The organism is Pseudomonas prosekii (assembly GCF_900105155.1).
GTDB classification, from domain to species: Bacteria; Pseudomonadota; Gammaproteobacteria; order Pseudomonadales; family Pseudomonadaceae; genus Aquipseudomonas; species Aquipseudomonas prosekii.
This window is the reverse complement of sequence record NZ_LT629762.1, coordinates 4929135-4944695: the sequence shown is the minus strand read 5'-3', so window position 1 is coordinate 4944695 and position 15561 is coordinate 4929135. Positions and strand designations below refer to the sequence as shown.

Below are 15561 nucleotides of genomic sequence, written 5' to 3'. Positions count from 1 at the left end.
GCCTTGCTCCCACAGGTTTTCGGTCAAACCGTCATGGTGCGACTAACCCATAACCGTGGGAGCAAGGCTTGCTCGCGATAGCGGACTCAAGACCGCAAAGAATCTTGAGCCCTGCGCCTCACGCCAACGTGCACCGATCAAAAAACCGCTCACGCCCCAACATCATCAGCGCCGCGCGTTTGTGCGGGAAGTCGAACTCTTTCTCGCAGTGAAAACACTGGTTGTGCATGTACCCGATCATCTTCGCGTTGTCGGCGCGCGGCTCGGCGACCACCCGTTGCGTGCGCGGATCGTCGAGAAACAGGTAATGCACCAGCGCCGATAACCAGCTCGCGACTTTGTGCGGGCCGCGATGCGCTTCTTCCCCCACCAACATATGAATGCCGCGGTCGTAATCGCCGGCGTCATAAAACGGCGCGATCCGATCTTCCTTGGCCCAATAGGCTTCGAAGTAGGCAAACGGCTGATCGTCAAAACAGCCGATCAGGGTCAGCGTGTGCGGGTCGGCGTCGAGCTTGCTCAGGTATTCGCGATGCTGTTCGAGGCTGCCCTCCTCCTGCCAGAAACTGGCGACGCGCGGGCTGTTCTGCCAGCGGTTGAAGCGGCTCAGGTCCTTATCGATTTCCAGCGTGCGCAACGATACCCAGGCACCGAGCCGCGGATCAAAACGCCGATAGACTTCGCCGCGCGGTTTAGGCGCGCGCAACGGATGGCGCTTGCCGGCGCTGATGACCATTTGCTGCGGATAGGTGCCGCTCAACGATTCGCCGAGCCACGGCTGCGGCAATTGCCAGAACAGCGCGCGCTCGCAGCGGTATTCGCCCGTCACTTCGGTGGCCACCAGCAAACCGCTGAACAGCGCGTCGGTCGGCACTTCATCGAGCCGCCAGGTCAAGCGCTGGCAGGCCGGATCGCGGGCGAACAGCCAATAGCAGGCCGCCCAGAACGCTTGGCTGGCAGGCAAACCAAAACGCTCATCGACCTCGATGTGCAATGCCGGCTCACGCGACAGGCGCAGGCGAATCAGCGGTTGCCCTTCGAGGCTGAGGCTCAGGCGGGTTTCGGTTTCATCGGCTTCAAGACTGCGTCCTGACGGCAAGGCCAGGGCAGTCAGGTCATTCAGATTGGACATGGTCGGGCTCACAGTAATCGTCGACAGTTCAACGAGGTGACGTGAGCCGAGCCGGGAAATTTAAGCGAACGGAGCAGATCCGCGACCTGCGGCGGGTTTTCAGGAGTCCGGCACCGGCACCACGGCGATCCGGTACGGCTGAAAAATCTTCAGCATCTGGCCGTTGTCGCGCAAGCCCCGGAGCAATTTGCCGAACGCCTCGCCGGTGATCGGCGCAGTCGGGCGGATGATCGCGTAATGGTGATAGACCTGATCGATGCGCTGGGACACCAGCAACTGATCGGCGACTTTCTCGTTGCGCAGCAAGTAGTCGCTTAAATAGGAGCGCGTGACCAGCGCCACATCGGCACGCCCGCGCAGCACCATCAACAGGTTGCTGTCGTGGGAATAAGTCAGCGTGGCGTTGTAGTTTTGCGCGAGGGTTTTCGGGTCGGCGTTGAAATTGGCGAATTCGTAATGGTAGCCACTGAACAGCGCCAAACGTTTGCCCTTGAGGTCGGCAAAATAACTTTCGCCACGTTGCGGCTCGCGTTGCGCGACGAAAATCTCGGCGTCTTCCAGGCCCATGTCGACGGTGGTGTGCGGGATGTCTTTCCAGCCCCAGTCCGGGTTCTCGAAAATCGCCATGTCGACCCGCGCCTGCTTGAAATCACCGAAGCGTCGCGGAATGGACGTCGGCACCAGCACAAACTGATAATCGCTTTGCAGCTGATTCAGCGCTTCGACCAATTGCGGCAGCAGACCGGTGTCGGCGCCGGACTCCGGACGCACGGTGTAGGGCGGAAAATGCGCGGCACCGACCCGCACCAGTTGCCCTGCGTGGGCCGGCAACGCCCACAACACCGCAAGTGCCGCCAGCAAAAGCCGCGGCACTGTCCACATTGGCGAAGACATCAAAACAAACCACTCCCCAAAAAAATAACGCATCAATTCATTCAAACTAGGCGGTTTCGCCTACTTAGCCAGTTCCAACCGCTTATTTAACCCGTTAACCGCCGAGACAGACGCGTCACTGCTTCTCTTCAAGCACCAGAATCAACGCCTCATCGGCCAATTGATCGAGGCTCAAACCGCCGCCGGCACGAAACCAGGTGGTGGTCCAGGACAACGCGCCCGTGAGGAAACGCCGGGTGATGAACACGTCGCCGCGAATAAACCCGGCCGCTTTCGCCTCGCCGAGTACTTGCAGCCAGATCTCTTCATAAATATCGCGCAAGGCCAGCACCTGCGCCTGACCCTCTTCGGACAACGAGCGCCATTCATACACCAGCACCGCCATCGCTTCGCCGCTGCCGCCCATGATCGACTGCAATTCGCAGCGAATCAGCGCCAGCACGCGCTCGCGGACGTTGTCGGACTCGGCCAGAGCGGCCTGCATCAACGCGGTGTTGTAGCGAATGGTTTCTTCCATCACCGCGCGGAGGATTTCGTCCTTGCTCTTGAAGTGATGAAAAATGCTCCCCGACTGAATCCCCACCGCGCCAGCCAGATCGCGCACGGTGGTGCGTTCATAACCTTTATTACGGAACAGGTGAGCCGCCACTTGCAGCAATTTGCCGCGAGCGCTGTCCGGGTCGGTCAATCGGCCGTCGTCGACCAATTCGCGCATCACCGTCAGGGCTTTTTGCTCGTCCACCCGTTCTCTCCTACAGTCGATCAATCAAATGCGCCGCTCGCCGCGAAAACAGCGGGATTGCGCGGGCAATTTAAGCTGGCGAGGACGACCAAGCAAGCGCTTGGGAAGAAGATATTTCAGACGTTTACAAACCAAGCGCTTGCTTGGTAGTCTCGAAACCGTTCTGCCGCAGCTGATGATAAAAACTGCCAGGGAGTCGACTGTGTCAAAAACAATTCGCATCGGTTGCGCCAGCGCCTTCTGGGGCGACACCTCGACCGCCGCCGCGCAACTGGTCAACGACGGGCGCCTGGACTATCTGGTGTTCGATTACCTGGCCGAAATTACCATGTCGATCATGGCCGGCGCGCGGATGAAAGACCCGGCGGCCGGTTACGCCAGCGACTTCATCGACGTGCTCACACCTTTATTGCCGCAACTCGCCGAGCAGAAAATCCGCGTGATCAGCAATGCCGGCGGGATCAACCCGCAAGCCTGCGCCGCCGCCCTGCAAGCGGCGTGCGACAAGGCTGGCGTGGCGCTGAAGATCGCCGTGTTGCTCGGCGATGACTTGCAACCGCAGTTCAAACAGCTCGGCAGCCAAGGCATTCGCGAAATGTTCAGCGGCGTGCCGTTGCCGCCGATGTGCGTCTCGACCAACGCCTACCTCGGCGCACCGGGCATCGTCGAAGCGCTGCGTCTGGACGCGGACATCGTGATCACCGGACGAGTGGTCGACAGTGCCGTGGTCAGCGCGGCGCTGGTGCATGAATTCGCCTGGTCGTGGCACGACTACGACAAACTCGCGCAAGCGGCGCTGGCCGGGCACATCATCGAATGCGGCGCGCAGTGCACCGGCGGCAATTTCACCGATTGGCGCGAGGTGCCGGATTACGAGCACATCGGTTTCCCGATCGTCGAAGTCAGCGCCGACAGCCAGTTCATCGTCAGCAAACCCGAAGGCTCGGGCGGGCTGGTCTCACCGCTGACCGTTGGCGAGCAGATGCTCTACGAAATCGGCAACCCGCAAGCGTATCTGCTGCCGGACGTGGTCTGCGATTTCAGCCAGGTCAAACTTCAGCAACAAGGCAAAAACGCGGTGCGGGTGCACGGCGCCACAGGTTTGCCGCCGAGCGATCAATACAAGGTCAGCGCCACCTACCTCGACGGTTTTCGCTGCACCGCCAGTTGCCTGATGGCCGGAATCGATGCCGTCGACAAGGCGCGCCGGGTCAGCGAAGCAATCATCAACAAGACCTCGGAGATTTTCCGCCAGCGCGGTTGGGCGCCGTACAGCGAAGTGAACATCGAACTGCTTGGCAGCGAGGCGACTTATGGCCCGCACGGCCAGCGCTTCGACAGCCGTGAAGTGGTGATCAAACTGGCGGTGCGCCACCCGAGCAAACAGGCGCTGATCGTGTTCTCCCGGGAAATTGCCCAGGCCGCCACCGGCATGGCGCCGGGGCTGACCGGCATTGTCGGCGGACGGCCAACGGTGTATCCGCTGATTCGGCTGTTCTCGTTCCTGATCGACAAAAGCACCTGCGCGCTGACGATTGACCTCGACGGTCAACGCCATCCCTGCGCCCTGCCCACTCTCGATGCGCTCGACCCGGCCGATTTGCCAGTGCCGCTGGAACCCGCGAAACCGAGCGGTCGCGCCGACGCCAGTGTGGCGCTGGTGAAACTCGCGGTGGCGCGCTCCGGCGACAAAGGCAATCACAGCAACATTGGCGTGATGGCGCGCGAGCCGGAGTTTCTGCCGTGGATCGCCGAAGCGCTGACCCCGGAAGTGTTGGTCGATTGGATGCGCCATGTGCTCGATCCGATCCACGGACGGGTTGAACGCTGGTATCTGCCGGGCAGCGACAGTTTGAATTTCCTCCTGGAAAACGCCCTCGGCGGTGGTGGCGTCGCCAGTCTGCGGATTGATCCGCAAGGCAAGGCGTTCGCCCAGCAACTGCTGGAATTCCAGATTCCGGTGCCGCAAAGCATCGCCGACCAGGTCAATTAGGGGAACGCTGCCATGGCTTACGACTCGATTTTCAAAGCCGATCTGTTCGCTGGCCAAACCATTATTGTCACCGGCGGCGGCAGCGGTATCGGCCGTTGCACCGCCCACGAACTCGCGGCCCTCGGCGCCCATGTGCTGCTGGTCGGGCGCAAGCCTGAAAAACTGCAAAAAGTCGCCGCCGAAATCAGCGAGGACGGCGGCAAGGCTGACTGGAAGGCCTGCGACATTCGCGAGGAAGAAGCGGTCAAGCGACTGGTCAGCGAGTTGATTGGCGAACACGGACCGATCCATGGCCTGGTCAACAATGCCGGCGGCCAATACCCCTCGCCGCTCGCCGCGATCAATCAGAAAGGTTTCGAAACCGTGATGCGCACCAATCTGGTCGGCGGTTTCCTGATGGCCCGCGAGGTGTTCAATCAATCGATGAGCAAACACGGCGGATGCATCGTCAACATGCTCGCCGATATGTGGGGCGGCATGCCCGGCATGGGCCATTCCGGCGCATCGCGTTCGGGCATGGACAACCTGACCAAAACCGCCGCGGTCGAATGGGGTTACGCCGGGGTGCGGGTGAATGCGGTGGCGCCGGGCTGGATCGCGTCCAGTGGCATGGACACTTATGAAGGCGCGTTCAAAGCGGTGATCCCGACCCTGCGCGAGCATGTGCCGCTCAAGCGCATCGGCACCGAATCGGAGGTCAGCGCGGCGATTGTGTTTTTGCTCAGCCCGGCGGCGGCGTTTGTCAGCGGCAGCACCTTGCGCATTGATGGCGCGGCGAGCCTGGGCGGTCGGGCGTGGCCGATTCACAAGGCGCAGAACAGCGAATCCTATAACGGCTTCCACCGCGCCTACTTACCTGACGTACTGCAGCCAGAAGTCTTGCAGCCAGACATGCTCAAGGACAAGGAGTAACCCATGCCGGTAATCCAGTCCCAGGTCGACCCGTTCAGCGCACAGTTCGAGCAAAACCGCGCGGCGATGCTGGTGGGCATCGAGCAGGTTCGTCAGCTCGAACAGAACTTGCTGAACAAGGCTGCCGAGGCTAAAGACAAATTCGACAAACGCGGGCAATTGCTGCCGCGTGAGCGCCTGAATCTGTTGCTCGATCCCGGCGCGCCGTTTCTCGAACTGGCGAGTCTGGCCGGCTATAAATTGCATGACGACAAGGACGGCAGCTCGGCCGGTGGCGGCTTGATCGCCGGGATCGGCTACGTATCCGGCGTGCGCGTGCTGGTGGTGGCAAACAACAGCGCGATCAAGGGCGGGACCATTTCCCCCAGCGGTCTGAAAAAATCCCTGCGCCTGCAACAGATCGCCATGGAAAACAAACTGCCGGTCATCACCCTCGCCGAAAGCGGCGGCGCCAACCTCAATTACGCCGCCGAGATTTTCGTCGAAGGCGCGCGCAGTTTCGCCAATCAGGCGCGGATGTCGGCCATGGGGCTGCCGCAGATTACCGTGGTGCACGGCTCGGCCACGGCGGGCGGCGCCTATCAGCCGGGTTTGTCGGATTACGTGGTGGTGGTGCGCGGCAAAGCCAAGCTGTTTCTGGCCGGCCCGCCGCTGCTGAAAGCCGCTACCGGCGAGGTCGCCACCGATGAAGAATTGGGCGGCGCCGAGATGCATGCGCAAACCGCCGGCACCGCCGAATACCTCGCCGAAAACGATGCCGATGGTGTGCGTCAAGTGCGCGAAATAGTCGGCATGTTGCCGTGGAATGAGCAACTGCAATGGTTACCCGAACGGCACTGGCAGGCACCGCTCTATCCCATCGACGAGTTGCTCGGGCTGATCCCGGATGACCCGAAAAAGCCCTACGACGTGCGCGAAATCATTGCGCGGATTGCCGACGCGTCGAACTTCCTCGAATTCAAAGGCGAGTTCGATCAGCAAACCGTCTGCGGCCATTTGCACATAGAAGGTCGCGCCTGCGGTTTTATCGGCAATAACGGCCCGATCACGCCCAAGGGTGCAAGCAAGGCTGCGCAATTTATCCAGCTGTGCGACCAGAGTCAGACGCCGCTGCTGTTTTTCCATAACACCACCGGTTTCATGGTCGGCACCGAGTCGGAACAGCAAGGTGTGATCAAACACGGCGCGAAGATGATTCAAGCGGTGGCCAATGCTCGCGTGCCCAAATTGACCATCGTCGTCGGCGGCTCGTATGGCGCCGGCAACTATGCCATGTGCGGTCGCGGCCTCGACCCGCGCTTCATTTTTGCCTGGCCCAACAGCCGCACGGCGGTCATGGGCGGCGCGCAGGCCGGCAAGGTGTTGCGAATCGTCACCGAAGCCAAGCAGCTCAAGGACGGCCTGGTGCCGGACCCGAAAATGCTCGACATGCTCGAACACGTCACCGCGCAAAAACTCGACAGCCAGTCCACCGCGCTCTACGGCAGCGCCAATTTGTGGGACGACGGTTTGATCGATCCGCGCGACACCCGGACGTTGCTCGGTTACTTGCTGGATATCTGTCACGAAGCCGAAGTGCGACCGCTGCAAACCAACAGTTTCGGCGTCGCCCGGTTCTAGGTCGGCCCAAGGAGAACAATAAAAATGATCTTCACTCAGGAACACCAGGCCCTGCGCCGCACCGTCCGCCAATTCGTCGACCACGAGATCAATCCGCACGTCGAGGAATGGGAAAAGGCCGGACGTTTTCCGATCCACGAGATTTTCCGCAAGGCTGGCGATTTAGGTTTGCTGGGTATCTCCAAACCGGAAAAATTCGGCGGCATGGGCCTCGACTACAGCTATTCAATCGTCGCCGCCGAAGAGTTCGGCACTATTCATTGCGGCGGGATTCCGATGTCGATCGGCGTGCAGACCGACATGTGCACCCCGGCACTGGCACGGTTTGGCTCGGACGAGTTACGCGAAGAGTTTCTGCGCCCGGCGATCAGCGGCGAGCAAGTGGGTTGCATCGGCGTTTCCGAAGTCGGCGCCGGTTCCGACGTCGCCGGGCTGAAAACCACCGCTCGCAAGGACGGCGACGATTACGTGATCAACGGCAGCAAAATGTGGATCACCAACTCGCCAAGCGCCGATTTCATCTGCCTGCTGGCGAACACCTCCGAGGACAAACCGCACGTCAACAAATCGCTGATCATGCTGCCGATGAACACCCCGGGCATCAGCCTCAGCGGCCATCTGGACAAGCTCGGCATGCGCAGTTCGGAAACCGCGCAGGTGTTTTTCGATGACGTGCGCGTACCGCAACGCAACCGCATCGGCCACGAAGGCGCGGGGTTCATGATGCAAATGCTGCAGTTCCAGGAAGAACGCCTGTTCGGCGCGGCGAACATGATCAAAGGCCTCGAATATTGCATCGACAGCACCATCGAATACTGCAAGGAACGCAAAACCTTCGGCAACGCGCTGATCGACAATCAGGTGATTCACTTCCGCCTCGCCGAACTGCAAACCGAAATCGAATGCCTGCGCGCGTTGGTCTATCAAGCCACCGAGCAATACATCAAAGGACAGGACGTCACGCGGCTGGCGTCGATGGCCAAACTCAAGGCCGGCCGACTCGGCCGCGAAGTCAGCGACAGTTGCCTGCAATATTGGGGCGGCATGGGTTTCATGTGGGACAACCCGGTGGCCCGCGCCTACCGCGATGTGCGGCTGGTCTCGATTGGCGGCGGCGCCGACGAAATCATGCTCGGGATCATCTGCAAACTCATGGGCATCCTGCCGGGGAAAAACAAATGAGTAACCTGCCGGATTGCCAGACGCTGCTGCTCGAACTGCACAACGGCGTGCTGCACCTGACCCTCAATCGTCCGCAAAGCCGCAACGCCATGAGCTTGCAGATGGTCGCCGAACTGCGCGCGGTGTTTGCCGCAGTGCGCGAAGACCGCAGCGTTCGCGCCTTGGTCATCGGCGGCGCGGGCGGACACTTTTGCGCCGGCGCCGACATCAAGGACATGGCCAACGCCCGCGCCGAAGGGCCGGACGCTTATCGCGATTTGAACCGCGCGTTCGGTGCGCTGCTGCAAGAGGTGCAACACGCGCCGCAAGTGGTGATTAGCGTGCTGCAAGGTGCGGTGCTCGGCGGCGGATTTGGCCTGGCGTGTGTCAGCGATGTGGCGCTGGCCGATCATCAGGCGCAATTCGGTTTGCCGGAAACCAGCCTCGGTTTGCTGCCGGCGCAGATCGCACCGTTTGTGGTCCAGCGCATCGGCCTGACGCAGGCGCGCCGGTTGGCGCTGACGGCGGCGCGGTTCGATGGCGTTCAGGCAAAACGTCTGGGGCTGGTGCATTTTGTCGAGCATGATCCGCAAGCACTGGCCGAACGTCTCGAAGAGGTGTTGGCGCACGTGTTGTGCTGCGCGCCGGAGGCCAACGCGCTGACCAAAAAACTGTTGCTGGCAAGCGCCGGCGAGCCGGCCGATGCGCTGCTCGATCAAGCGGCGCAGTGGTTCAGCGACGCGGTGAAGGGTGATGAAGGGGTCGAGGGAACCATGGCGTTTGTGCAGAAACGCAAGCCGGGGTGGGCGCCTTAAAAGCTTCGCGGGCAAGCCTCGCTCCTACAGGAAATATATTCCTCTGTAGGAGCGAGGCTTGCCCGCGAAGAAGCCCTGAAATTCACCGCATAAACCAAGGGAAATTCCCCATGCCCGGATTCAACAAAATCCTGATCGCCAACCGCGGTGAAATCGCCTGCCGCATCCAGCGCACCGCCCAGGCTCTGGGCTATCGCACCGTCGCCGTGTTCAGCGATGCCGACGCCGATGCTCTGCACGTGCAAATGGCCGACCAGGCAGTGAACATCGGCGCCGCTCCGGTGCAGCAGTCCTACTTGAATATCCCGGCGATCATCGACGCCGCGCGCCGCAGCGGTGCCGAGGCAATTCACCCCGGTTATGGCTTCCTTTCCGAAAATGCCGGGTTCGCCCTTGCCTGTCAGCAGGCCGGCCTGATTCTTATCGGCCCCAGCCCGCAAGCGATCGAATTGATGGGCAGCAAACGCCTGTCGAAACTTGCCATGCTCGACGCCGGGGTGCCCTGCATCAAAGGCTATCAGGGCGCCGAGCAGGACGACGCTACCCTCAGCCGCGAAGCCGGGCGCATCGGTTATCCGCTGATGATCAAGGCCAGTGCCGGCGGCGGCGGACGCGGCATGCGCCTGGTGCACGAGGCCAGCGAATTGCTCGAACAACTGCGCACCGCGCGCTCGGAAGCACTGAACGGTTTTGGCAGCGCTGAACTGATTCTCGAACAAGCGCTGATCGATCCGCGCCACGTTGAAGTCCAGGTCTTCGGCGACCAGCACGGCAACCTCATTTCCCTCGGTGAACGCGACTGTTCGATCCAGCGCCGCCACCAGAAGGTCATCGAGGAAGCGCCGTGCCCGGTGATGACCGCCGAACTGCGCCACGCCATGGGCGAAGCGGCGCTCAAGGCCGGACGCGCGGTGAATTACGTCGGCGCCGGCACCGTCGAATTCCTCCTCGATGCGCGGGGGCAATTCTACTTTCTGGAAATGAACACACGCCTGCAAGTGGAGCACCCGGTGACCGAACTGATCACCGGCCTCGACCTCGTGGCGTGGCAGTTGCACGTCGCCGAAGGATTGCCCTTGCCGCTGAGTCAGGAGCAGGTGCAACTCACTGGACATGCGATCGAAGTGCGTTTGTATGCCGAAGACCCGGCCCAGGGGTTCCTCCCGCAAACCGGGCACATAAATGCCTGGGAACCGGCACTGCAAAGCGGCGTGCGGATCGACCATGGTTTGCTCGAAGGTCAGCAGGTCAGCGCTTTTTATGACCCGCTGCTCGGCAAACTGATCGCCCATGGCGCGACCCGCGAAGAAGCCCGGCGCAAGTTGTTGCGCGCGGTGCAGGACAGCGTTTTGCTCGGAGTGCAAAGCAATCAGCGGCTGCTCGCCAGCCTGCTGCAACACCCGCAATTCATCAGCGGCGAATTCAGCACCGGGTTTATCCCCACGCACTTTGCCGAGCACCCTTGCCTGCATCCTCATGCTGCAAGCGCCGAAGAATTGGCCCTTGCCACGGCGCTGCTGTACCAGGCCGGCGCGCAACAGCACCCTGCCCCGCGCGCCGGTTGGCGCAACAACGCCAGCGTGCCGCTGCACTATCGCCTCGGCGCCGAAGAGCAAAATTGGACGGTGGAGTTGCACGCCGTCGCCGGCGAGCCGTATAGCTTGCAGGTCGGTGAGCGTGCAGTGGACCTGCAGATCGTTCACAGCGATGGCCGCTGGGCCACCGTCGAGATCGATGGCATGCGCCAACGTCACGCCTATCGTCTCGATGGCCGACAATTGTGGCTGTTCACCCGCCCCGGCAGTTTGCGCCTGGAAGATCGCACGCAATCAGCGGTCAGCAGTCAGGCCAGCGTCAGCTCCGGCACGCTCAAGGCACCGATGGACGGGGCGATTGTCGATGTATTGGTCAGCGAAGGCAGCACGGTCAGCAAAGGCCAGCTGCTGGTGGTGCTGGAAGCCATGAAAATGGAGCATCCGCTGAAATCCGGCATCGACGGCGTGCTCAAACGCTTGCAGGTACGGGTCGGCGATCAGGTAAAAAATCGGCAGATTTTGCTGGAGGTCGAATAACGCGCTAGGCGGATGCGTCGGGTTTGGCTACGCTCAAGCCCAATCAAGACGCGGATACCAGGAACCCTGCAATGCCTCACTGGTTGGTCATTGATCTGGAAGCCACCACCGATGAGGGCGGCTGGCCAGTCACAGAGATGGAAATCATTGAAATCGGCGCCACGCTGGTGGACCGCAAGGGTCGCGAACTGGACCAGTTCCAGCGTTTCGTGCGCCCCACGCGGCGACCGTTGCTGACAGCGTTTTGCCGGGAACTGACGCACATAACCCAAGCCAATATCGACAGCGCGCAGCCGCTGACCGAGGTCTGGGCGGCGTTCGAGCGCTGGCTCGGCCAGCATCTTCCACGCGTGGAGGGCTGGGCCAGTTGGGGTGATTACGACCGGCAACAACTGGTGCAGGAATGGCAACGCCTGCAACTCTCGAGTTTTTTGAGCCAGGTGCCGCACATGAACCTCAAGCAACGTTTCGCCAAGGCGCGGCGCCTGGACCGGCCGCTGGGGCTTAATGGCGCACTGCAACTGGCGGGCATGCAGTTCACCGGGCAGCAGCATCGGGCACTCGAAGATGCGCGTAATACCGCGCGATTATTGCCGCTGGTTCTGCCCCTTCAGGAAAGGTGACGAGTCCCGGGGCCTTGTGCATACTGGCCGGCCCTTTCAAGCCCTTTTCGAGGAATCGCCCATGTTTAAAGTCAACGAGTACTTCGACGGCACCGTCAAGTCGATCGCCTTTGGCACCGCTGAAGGTCCGGCGACCATCGGCGTCATGGCCCCGGGCGAATACGAATTCGGCACTGCCCAACGCGAAATCATGCACGTCGTCACCGGCGCCCTGAGCGTGAAACTGCCGGACAGCACCGACTGGGAAACCTTCGCCGCTGGCAGCCAGTTCAACGTGCCGGCCAACAGCAAGTTTCAATTGAAAGTCGCGATCGACACCGCTTACCTGTGCGAATACCGCGGCTGAACCCACGGGTTTCACAGCGACAAAAAAATGCCCGTGTCTTTGGACACGGGCATTTTTCTATTCCGGGCAGTGATTTGTTTATTCGAGGATGGTCACCGGCATGCCGACTTCCAGGCGACCGTTGCCGTCATTGACCAGGTTCTGCCCGAACATCGCGCCGTCGGCCTGAGCCCGGTACTTTTGCAGCGTCGCCAACGGCTCGCGATCGGTGCTGCGCTCGCCGGTCTGCGGATCAATCGTGGTCAGGATGCAGCGCGAACATGGCTTGACCACGCGGAACTCGACATCGCCGATACGAATGCGCTTCCAGCCGTCCTCGGCGAAAGCGTCGCTGCCCTCGATCACCAGGTTGGGTCGAAAACGCAACATTTCCAGCGGCCGCCCGACCTTGCTCGACAAGTCTTGCAGCGACGCCTGGCCAATCAGCAACAGCGGAAAACCATCAGCGAACGCCACTTGGTCATCGTCTCTGCCGTAACCGGACTGGGTGGTGCGCGCGCGATCCAGCGGAATCTGCACCAGCCGCGTCGGTTTGCCGATGAATTCGCTGACCCAGGCTCCGGCCTCGTCACCGGCATCCGGTACACGCAGGGTGTCTTTGAAAATGGTGATGCCGCGCAGTTCCGCGTCGGCGCTCGGCAGGCCAATGTTGATCGTTGAATGCCCCGGAGCGTTGAGGGTCAAGCCGCCATCGGCACTCCACAGCGCCGACAACTGGCTCATCTGCCCGACCGTGCGCTGGGTCAGAAACCGCCCGCTGGCCTCGTCTACCAGCATCCAGCGTCGATCACCGTCCAAACCCAGCTTATCGAGGCCGATCTGTTGCAGGGCCTCAGCCTTGGCGGATTTCAACGGATAACGGTAAAGCGCGCTCAGACGCAGCATGGCCAGCTCTCGGGTGATCAAAACGCCACCCTATACGAGCTTCATCACTGAATCAAAGACTGAAAACCGCACGCGAGAAAAAATCGTGCAGGAGTGATCTGCTCGCGATGGCGTCGGGACAGTCAACACTGATGCTGAATGTAATAACGCTATCGCGAGCAGGCTCGCTCCTGCAGGGCTGTGTTTTTGTCAGGCGGGTACTTCGTCGAGCATCAGGCGCTGGCGCACCACGTCGACGAGTTTGTCCGGCTGGAATTTGGAGAGGAAGTTGTCGCAGCCGACCTTCTTCACCATCGAGTCGTTGAAGCTGCCGGACAGCGACGTGTGCAACACCACGTAGAGACCGCGCAAACGCGGGTCGTTGCGGATTTCCGTAGTCAGGCGATAACCGTCCATCTCCGGCATTTCCGCGTCAGTGAAGATCATCAGCAACTTGTCAGTCATGACCACGCCGGTGTCGGCCCAAGCCTTGAGCATGTTCAGCGCTTTCAAACCGTCGCTGGCGATGTGCATTTTCACCCCCAACTGGCCGAGGGTGTCGCGCAGTTGCGAGAGCGCCACGTTGGAATCGTCGACCAGTAGCACTTCACGACCGCGCGCGCGTTCCAGCACCGGGTCGTCGAGTTTTTCCTTGGACACCTTGGCGTTGTACGGGACGATTTCGGCGAGGACTTTTTCGACGTCGATGATTTCCACCAACTGCTCATCGACCTTGCTGATCGCGGTCAGGTAATGCTGGCGGCCGGCGCTGGTCGGCGGCGGCAGGATCGCTTCCCAGTTCATGTTGACGATGCGGTCGACGCCGCCGACCAGAAACGCCTGCACCGAACGGTTGTACTCGGTGACGATGATAGTGCTGGTCGGACTCGGCACCAGCGGACGCATGCCGATCGCCTGCGACAGGTCAATCACCGGCAGCGTCTGTCCACGCAGGTTGACCACGCCGCAGACGAACGGGTGACGCTGCGGCATCAGGGTCAACTTCGGCAGTTGCAATACTTCCTGAACCTTGAACACGTTGATCGCGAACAATTGCCGTCCGGCCAAACGGAACATGAGAATTTCCAGGCGATTCTCACCCACCAGTTGCGTGCGTTGGTCTACCGTGTCGAGAATGCCGGCCATCAATGACTCCTGGGCTTGTTCGAATGAATTCACTAAAGAGGGTTATCGGCTGTTATTGCCGGAGCTTGACCCTCTTACAAAATGCCACGCACGGGCATTGATGTCACATTAACATCATGGTTTACTGGCGCCGCAATTTCATCTGCCTCATCCCCTCCCCGGCGCGACCACGGTTTGCACGTTGAGTTCCCCTGTGTAAGGGATTCCCCTAGAAACGATCAGGCCCAACCTGATGTTCGCAATATCCAATAGCCATTAATGTGACGCCATTCTCATTGCATGAACGGAGTCAGGCTTTTGTGTGCGATCGCAGTTCAGTGGCCCTCCACGCTTTCGAATTATCCGGAACACGCAACCGCGTGCCGAATTTCGCTTGCGCGACAGCGGGCGATCATCGCCACACACGACATTCCCTCATCTGACATGACGTGGTGGAGCTAAGCATGCCTTACGACCCTAAAGAAGGCGCTCAACGCGTTTGCGATTTTCTCGTCGAGGCTGGAATGCTGCTGGCCAAGTCCGAAGAATGTTTCAGTCATTTGCAATTGATCAGCAATGACGCGGACGCCATCGACTGCATGCTCAGCACCCTGCTGAAGCTGGCGAACAAGTCTGATGCGCTAGGGCTGCAAGCAATCTCCGAGTTTTCGCTGCACATTCATGGTTTGCTCAACCATGCCCAACAGCACACCGCCCTGCATCAACATGCCCTTGAGGCATTGAAAGACTGCTTGACGCTGCTGGCCTGGCAACTCGAACTGGTCGATCCCGTCACCGGCCAGTTGAGCCTCGATGACAGCGAGCAAAACGCGCTGATCGAAGCCTTCGCCTATCAGGTCGGACAACGGCGCTTTCAAGCTCAGGCACACGCCAAACCGCTGACTCTCGTGGGCTACTCCGGGCGCCAAGCCTGACATTCGCCGCCCAATGACCTCTCCTGTGATTGCGCGAACTTGAAGCATTTGGCGCAATTTCATTCTCGCCAACCACACAGCACACATTTTATTTGTAGGCGCTGTCCGTCAGACCTCAGGTAATACCTGATTGCCTTACATTTGAAGACAACCGTCATCTCTTCGCTTAAACAAAACCCAACTTGTCCAATATGGAACTAACGTCCAACTCAGCGGCATTTTTGACTGTTTGGACATATATACCAACCGCGACCAACGGTATGTTAAGTGGTAGTATGCCGGCGATTAGTTGATTTCAATTAATGGCACATTGACTCCTGGCAGGCG

The 15561-nt window shown here is 60.4% G+C and carries 14 protein-coding genes; 9 read left to right on the top strand and 5 right to left on the bottom strand.

From position 1 onward, the window contains the following. Window positions 1–118: 118 nt before the first annotated feature. From BLU01_RS22535 to BLU01_RS22525, 3 genes are all read right to left on the bottom strand, one after another. Window positions 119–1132 (bottom strand): GNAT family N-acetyltransferase, encoded by a 1014-nt coding sequence (locus BLU01_RS22535; RefSeq protein ID WP_092279636.1) that lies wholly within the window; start codon window positions 1130–1132, stop codon window positions 119–121. Between the two features lie 99 nt (window positions 1133–1231). Next, the gene (locus BLU01_RS22530; RefSeq protein WP_178076524.1) at window positions 1232–2026 is read right to left on the bottom strand and encodes a substrate-binding periplasmic protein; all 795 of its coding nucleotides are present in this window, start codon (window positions 2024–2026) and stop codon (window positions 1232–1234) included. Window positions 2027–2141: 115 nt separating this feature from the next. Then, window positions 2142–2768 carry a TetR/AcrR family transcriptional regulator gene (locus tag BLU01_RS22525; RefSeq protein ID WP_092279634.1) on the bottom strand — a complete coding sequence of 209 codons (627 nt, stop codon included), beginning with the start codon at window positions 2766–2768 and terminating at the stop codon, window positions 2142–2144. 202 nt (window positions 2769–2970) lie between these two features. Between BLU01_RS22525 and BLU01_RS22520 the strand changes: the two genes are divergently transcribed. The 8 genes from BLU01_RS22520 (at window position 2971) to ppnP (ending at window position 12310) form a co-directional block, all read left to right on the top strand. Next, window positions 2971–4761 (top strand): acyclic terpene utilization AtuA family protein, encoded by a 1791-nt coding sequence (locus tag BLU01_RS22520; RefSeq protein ID WP_167370443.1) that lies wholly within the window; start codon window positions 2971–2973, stop codon window positions 4759–4761. A 12-nt stretch (window positions 4762–4773) separates the two neighbouring features. Continuing rightward, on the top strand, window positions 4774–5673 hold the full coding sequence (locus BLU01_RS22515; protein WP_092279632.1) for an SDR family oxidoreductase: 900 nt from the start codon (window positions 4774–4776) through the stop codon (window positions 5671–5673). A gap of 3 nt (window positions 5674–5676) precedes the next feature. Then, entirely contained in the window at window positions 5677–7293 is a 1617-nt protein-coding gene (gene atuC, locus BLU01_RS22510) for a geranyl-CoA carboxylase subunit beta (protein ID WP_092279630.1), read from the top strand. A 24-nt stretch (window positions 7294–7317) separates the two neighbouring features. Then, window positions 7318–8475: a citronellyl-CoA dehydrogenase gene (gene atuD, locus BLU01_RS22505; RefSeq protein ID WP_092279628.1), complete on the top strand. Its 1158-nt coding sequence runs from the start codon at window positions 7318–7320 to the stop codon at window positions 8473–8475. Beyond that, entirely contained in the window at window positions 8472–9269 is a 798-nt protein-coding gene (locus BLU01_RS22500) for an enoyl-CoA hydratase/isomerase family protein (RefSeq protein ID WP_092279626.1), read from the top strand. The genes atuD and BLU01_RS22500 overlap by 4 nt, the downstream gene beginning before the upstream one ends. Before the next feature lie 110 nt (window positions 9270–9379). Next, window positions 9380–11341, top strand: a complete 1962-nt coding sequence (locus BLU01_RS22495) for an acetyl/propionyl/methylcrotonyl-CoA carboxylase subunit alpha (RefSeq protein WP_092279624.1) — start codon at window positions 9380–9382, stop codon at window positions 11339–11341. 71 nt (window positions 11342–11412) lie between these two features. Then, the gene (locus tag BLU01_RS22490; RefSeq protein WP_092279622.1) at window positions 11413–11964 is read left to right on the top strand and encodes an exonuclease domain-containing protein; all 552 of its coding nucleotides are present in this window, start codon (window positions 11413–11415) and stop codon (window positions 11962–11964) included. A gap of 61 nt (window positions 11965–12025) precedes the next feature. Beyond that, entirely contained in the window at window positions 12026–12310 is a 285-nt protein-coding gene (gene ppnP, locus BLU01_RS22485; RefSeq protein ID WP_092279620.1) for a pyrimidine/purine nucleoside phosphorylase, read from the top strand. A gap of 78 nt (window positions 12311–12388) precedes the next feature. Here ppnP and BLU01_RS22480 read toward each other — a convergent pair whose 3' ends face one another. Both BLU01_RS22480 and BLU01_RS22475 read right to left on the bottom strand, forming a co-directional pair. Beyond that, on the bottom strand, window positions 12389–13195 hold the full coding sequence (locus tag BLU01_RS22480; RefSeq protein ID WP_092279618.1) for an MOSC domain-containing protein: 807 nt from the start codon (window positions 13193–13195) through the stop codon (window positions 12389–12391). Between the two features lie 189 nt (window positions 13196–13384). After that, a complete protein-coding gene (locus tag BLU01_RS22475; RefSeq protein WP_092279616.1) occupies window positions 13385–14320 on the bottom strand; it encodes a chemotaxis protein CheV in 936 nt (311 codons plus the stop codon). Between the two features lie 443 nt (window positions 14321–14763). Here BLU01_RS22475 and BLU01_RS22470 point away from each other — a divergent pair, with 443 nt between their 5' ends. Beyond that, window positions 14764–15234: a hypothetical protein gene (locus tag BLU01_RS22470; RefSeq protein ID WP_092279614.1), complete on the top strand. Its 471-nt coding sequence runs from the start codon at window positions 14764–14766 to the stop codon at window positions 15232–15234. The last annotated feature ends 327 nt before the right edge of the window (window positions 15235–15561 follow it).

Excerpts from the sequence above, each read along its gene's own strand:
- BLU01_RS22500 (WP_092279626.1), top strand. The coding sequence starts at position 8,472 with ATGAGTAACCTGCCGGATTGCCAGACGCTGCTGCTCGAACTGCACAAC.
- BLU01_RS22470 (WP_092279614.1), top strand. The coding sequence starts at position 14,764 with ATGCCTTACGACCCTAAAGAAGGCGCTCAACGCGTTTGCGATTTTCTC.
- BLU01_RS22490 (WP_092279622.1), top strand. The coding sequence starts at position 11,413 with ATGCCTCACTGGTTGGTCATTGATCTGGAAGCCACCACCGATGAGGGC.
- ppnP (WP_092279620.1), top strand. The coding sequence starts at position 12,026 with ATGTTTAAAGTCAACGAGTACTTCGACGGCACCGTCAAGTCGATCGCC.
- BLU01_RS22515 (WP_092279632.1), top strand. The coding sequence starts at position 4,774 with ATGGCTTACGACTCGATTTTCAAAGCCGATCTGTTCGCTGGCCAAACC.
- atuD (WP_092279628.1), top strand. The coding sequence starts at position 7,318 with ATGATCTTCACTCAGGAACACCAGGCCCTGCGCCGCACCGTCCGCCAA.
- BLU01_RS22530 (WP_178076524.1), bottom strand. The coding sequence starts at position 2,026 with ATGTCTTCGCCAATGTGGACAGTGCCGCGGCTTTTGCTGGCGGCACTT.
- atuC (WP_092279630.1), top strand. The coding sequence starts at position 5,677 with ATGCCGGTAATCCAGTCCCAGGTCGACCCGTTCAGCGCACAGTTCGAG.
- BLU01_RS22475 (WP_092279616.1), bottom strand. The coding sequence starts at position 14,320 with ATGGCCGGCATTCTCGACACGGTAGACCAACGCACGCAACTGGTGGGT.
- BLU01_RS22535 (WP_092279636.1), bottom strand. The coding sequence starts at position 1,132 with ATGTCCAATCTGAATGACCTGACTGCCCTGGCCTTGCCGTCAGGACGC.
- BLU01_RS22495 (WP_092279624.1), top strand. The coding sequence starts at position 9,380 with ATGCCCGGATTCAACAAAATCCTGATCGCCAACCGCGGTGAAATCGCC.
- BLU01_RS22480 (WP_092279618.1), bottom strand. The coding sequence starts at position 13,195 with ATGCTGCGTCTGAGCGCGCTTTACCGTTATCCGTTGAAATCCGCCAAG.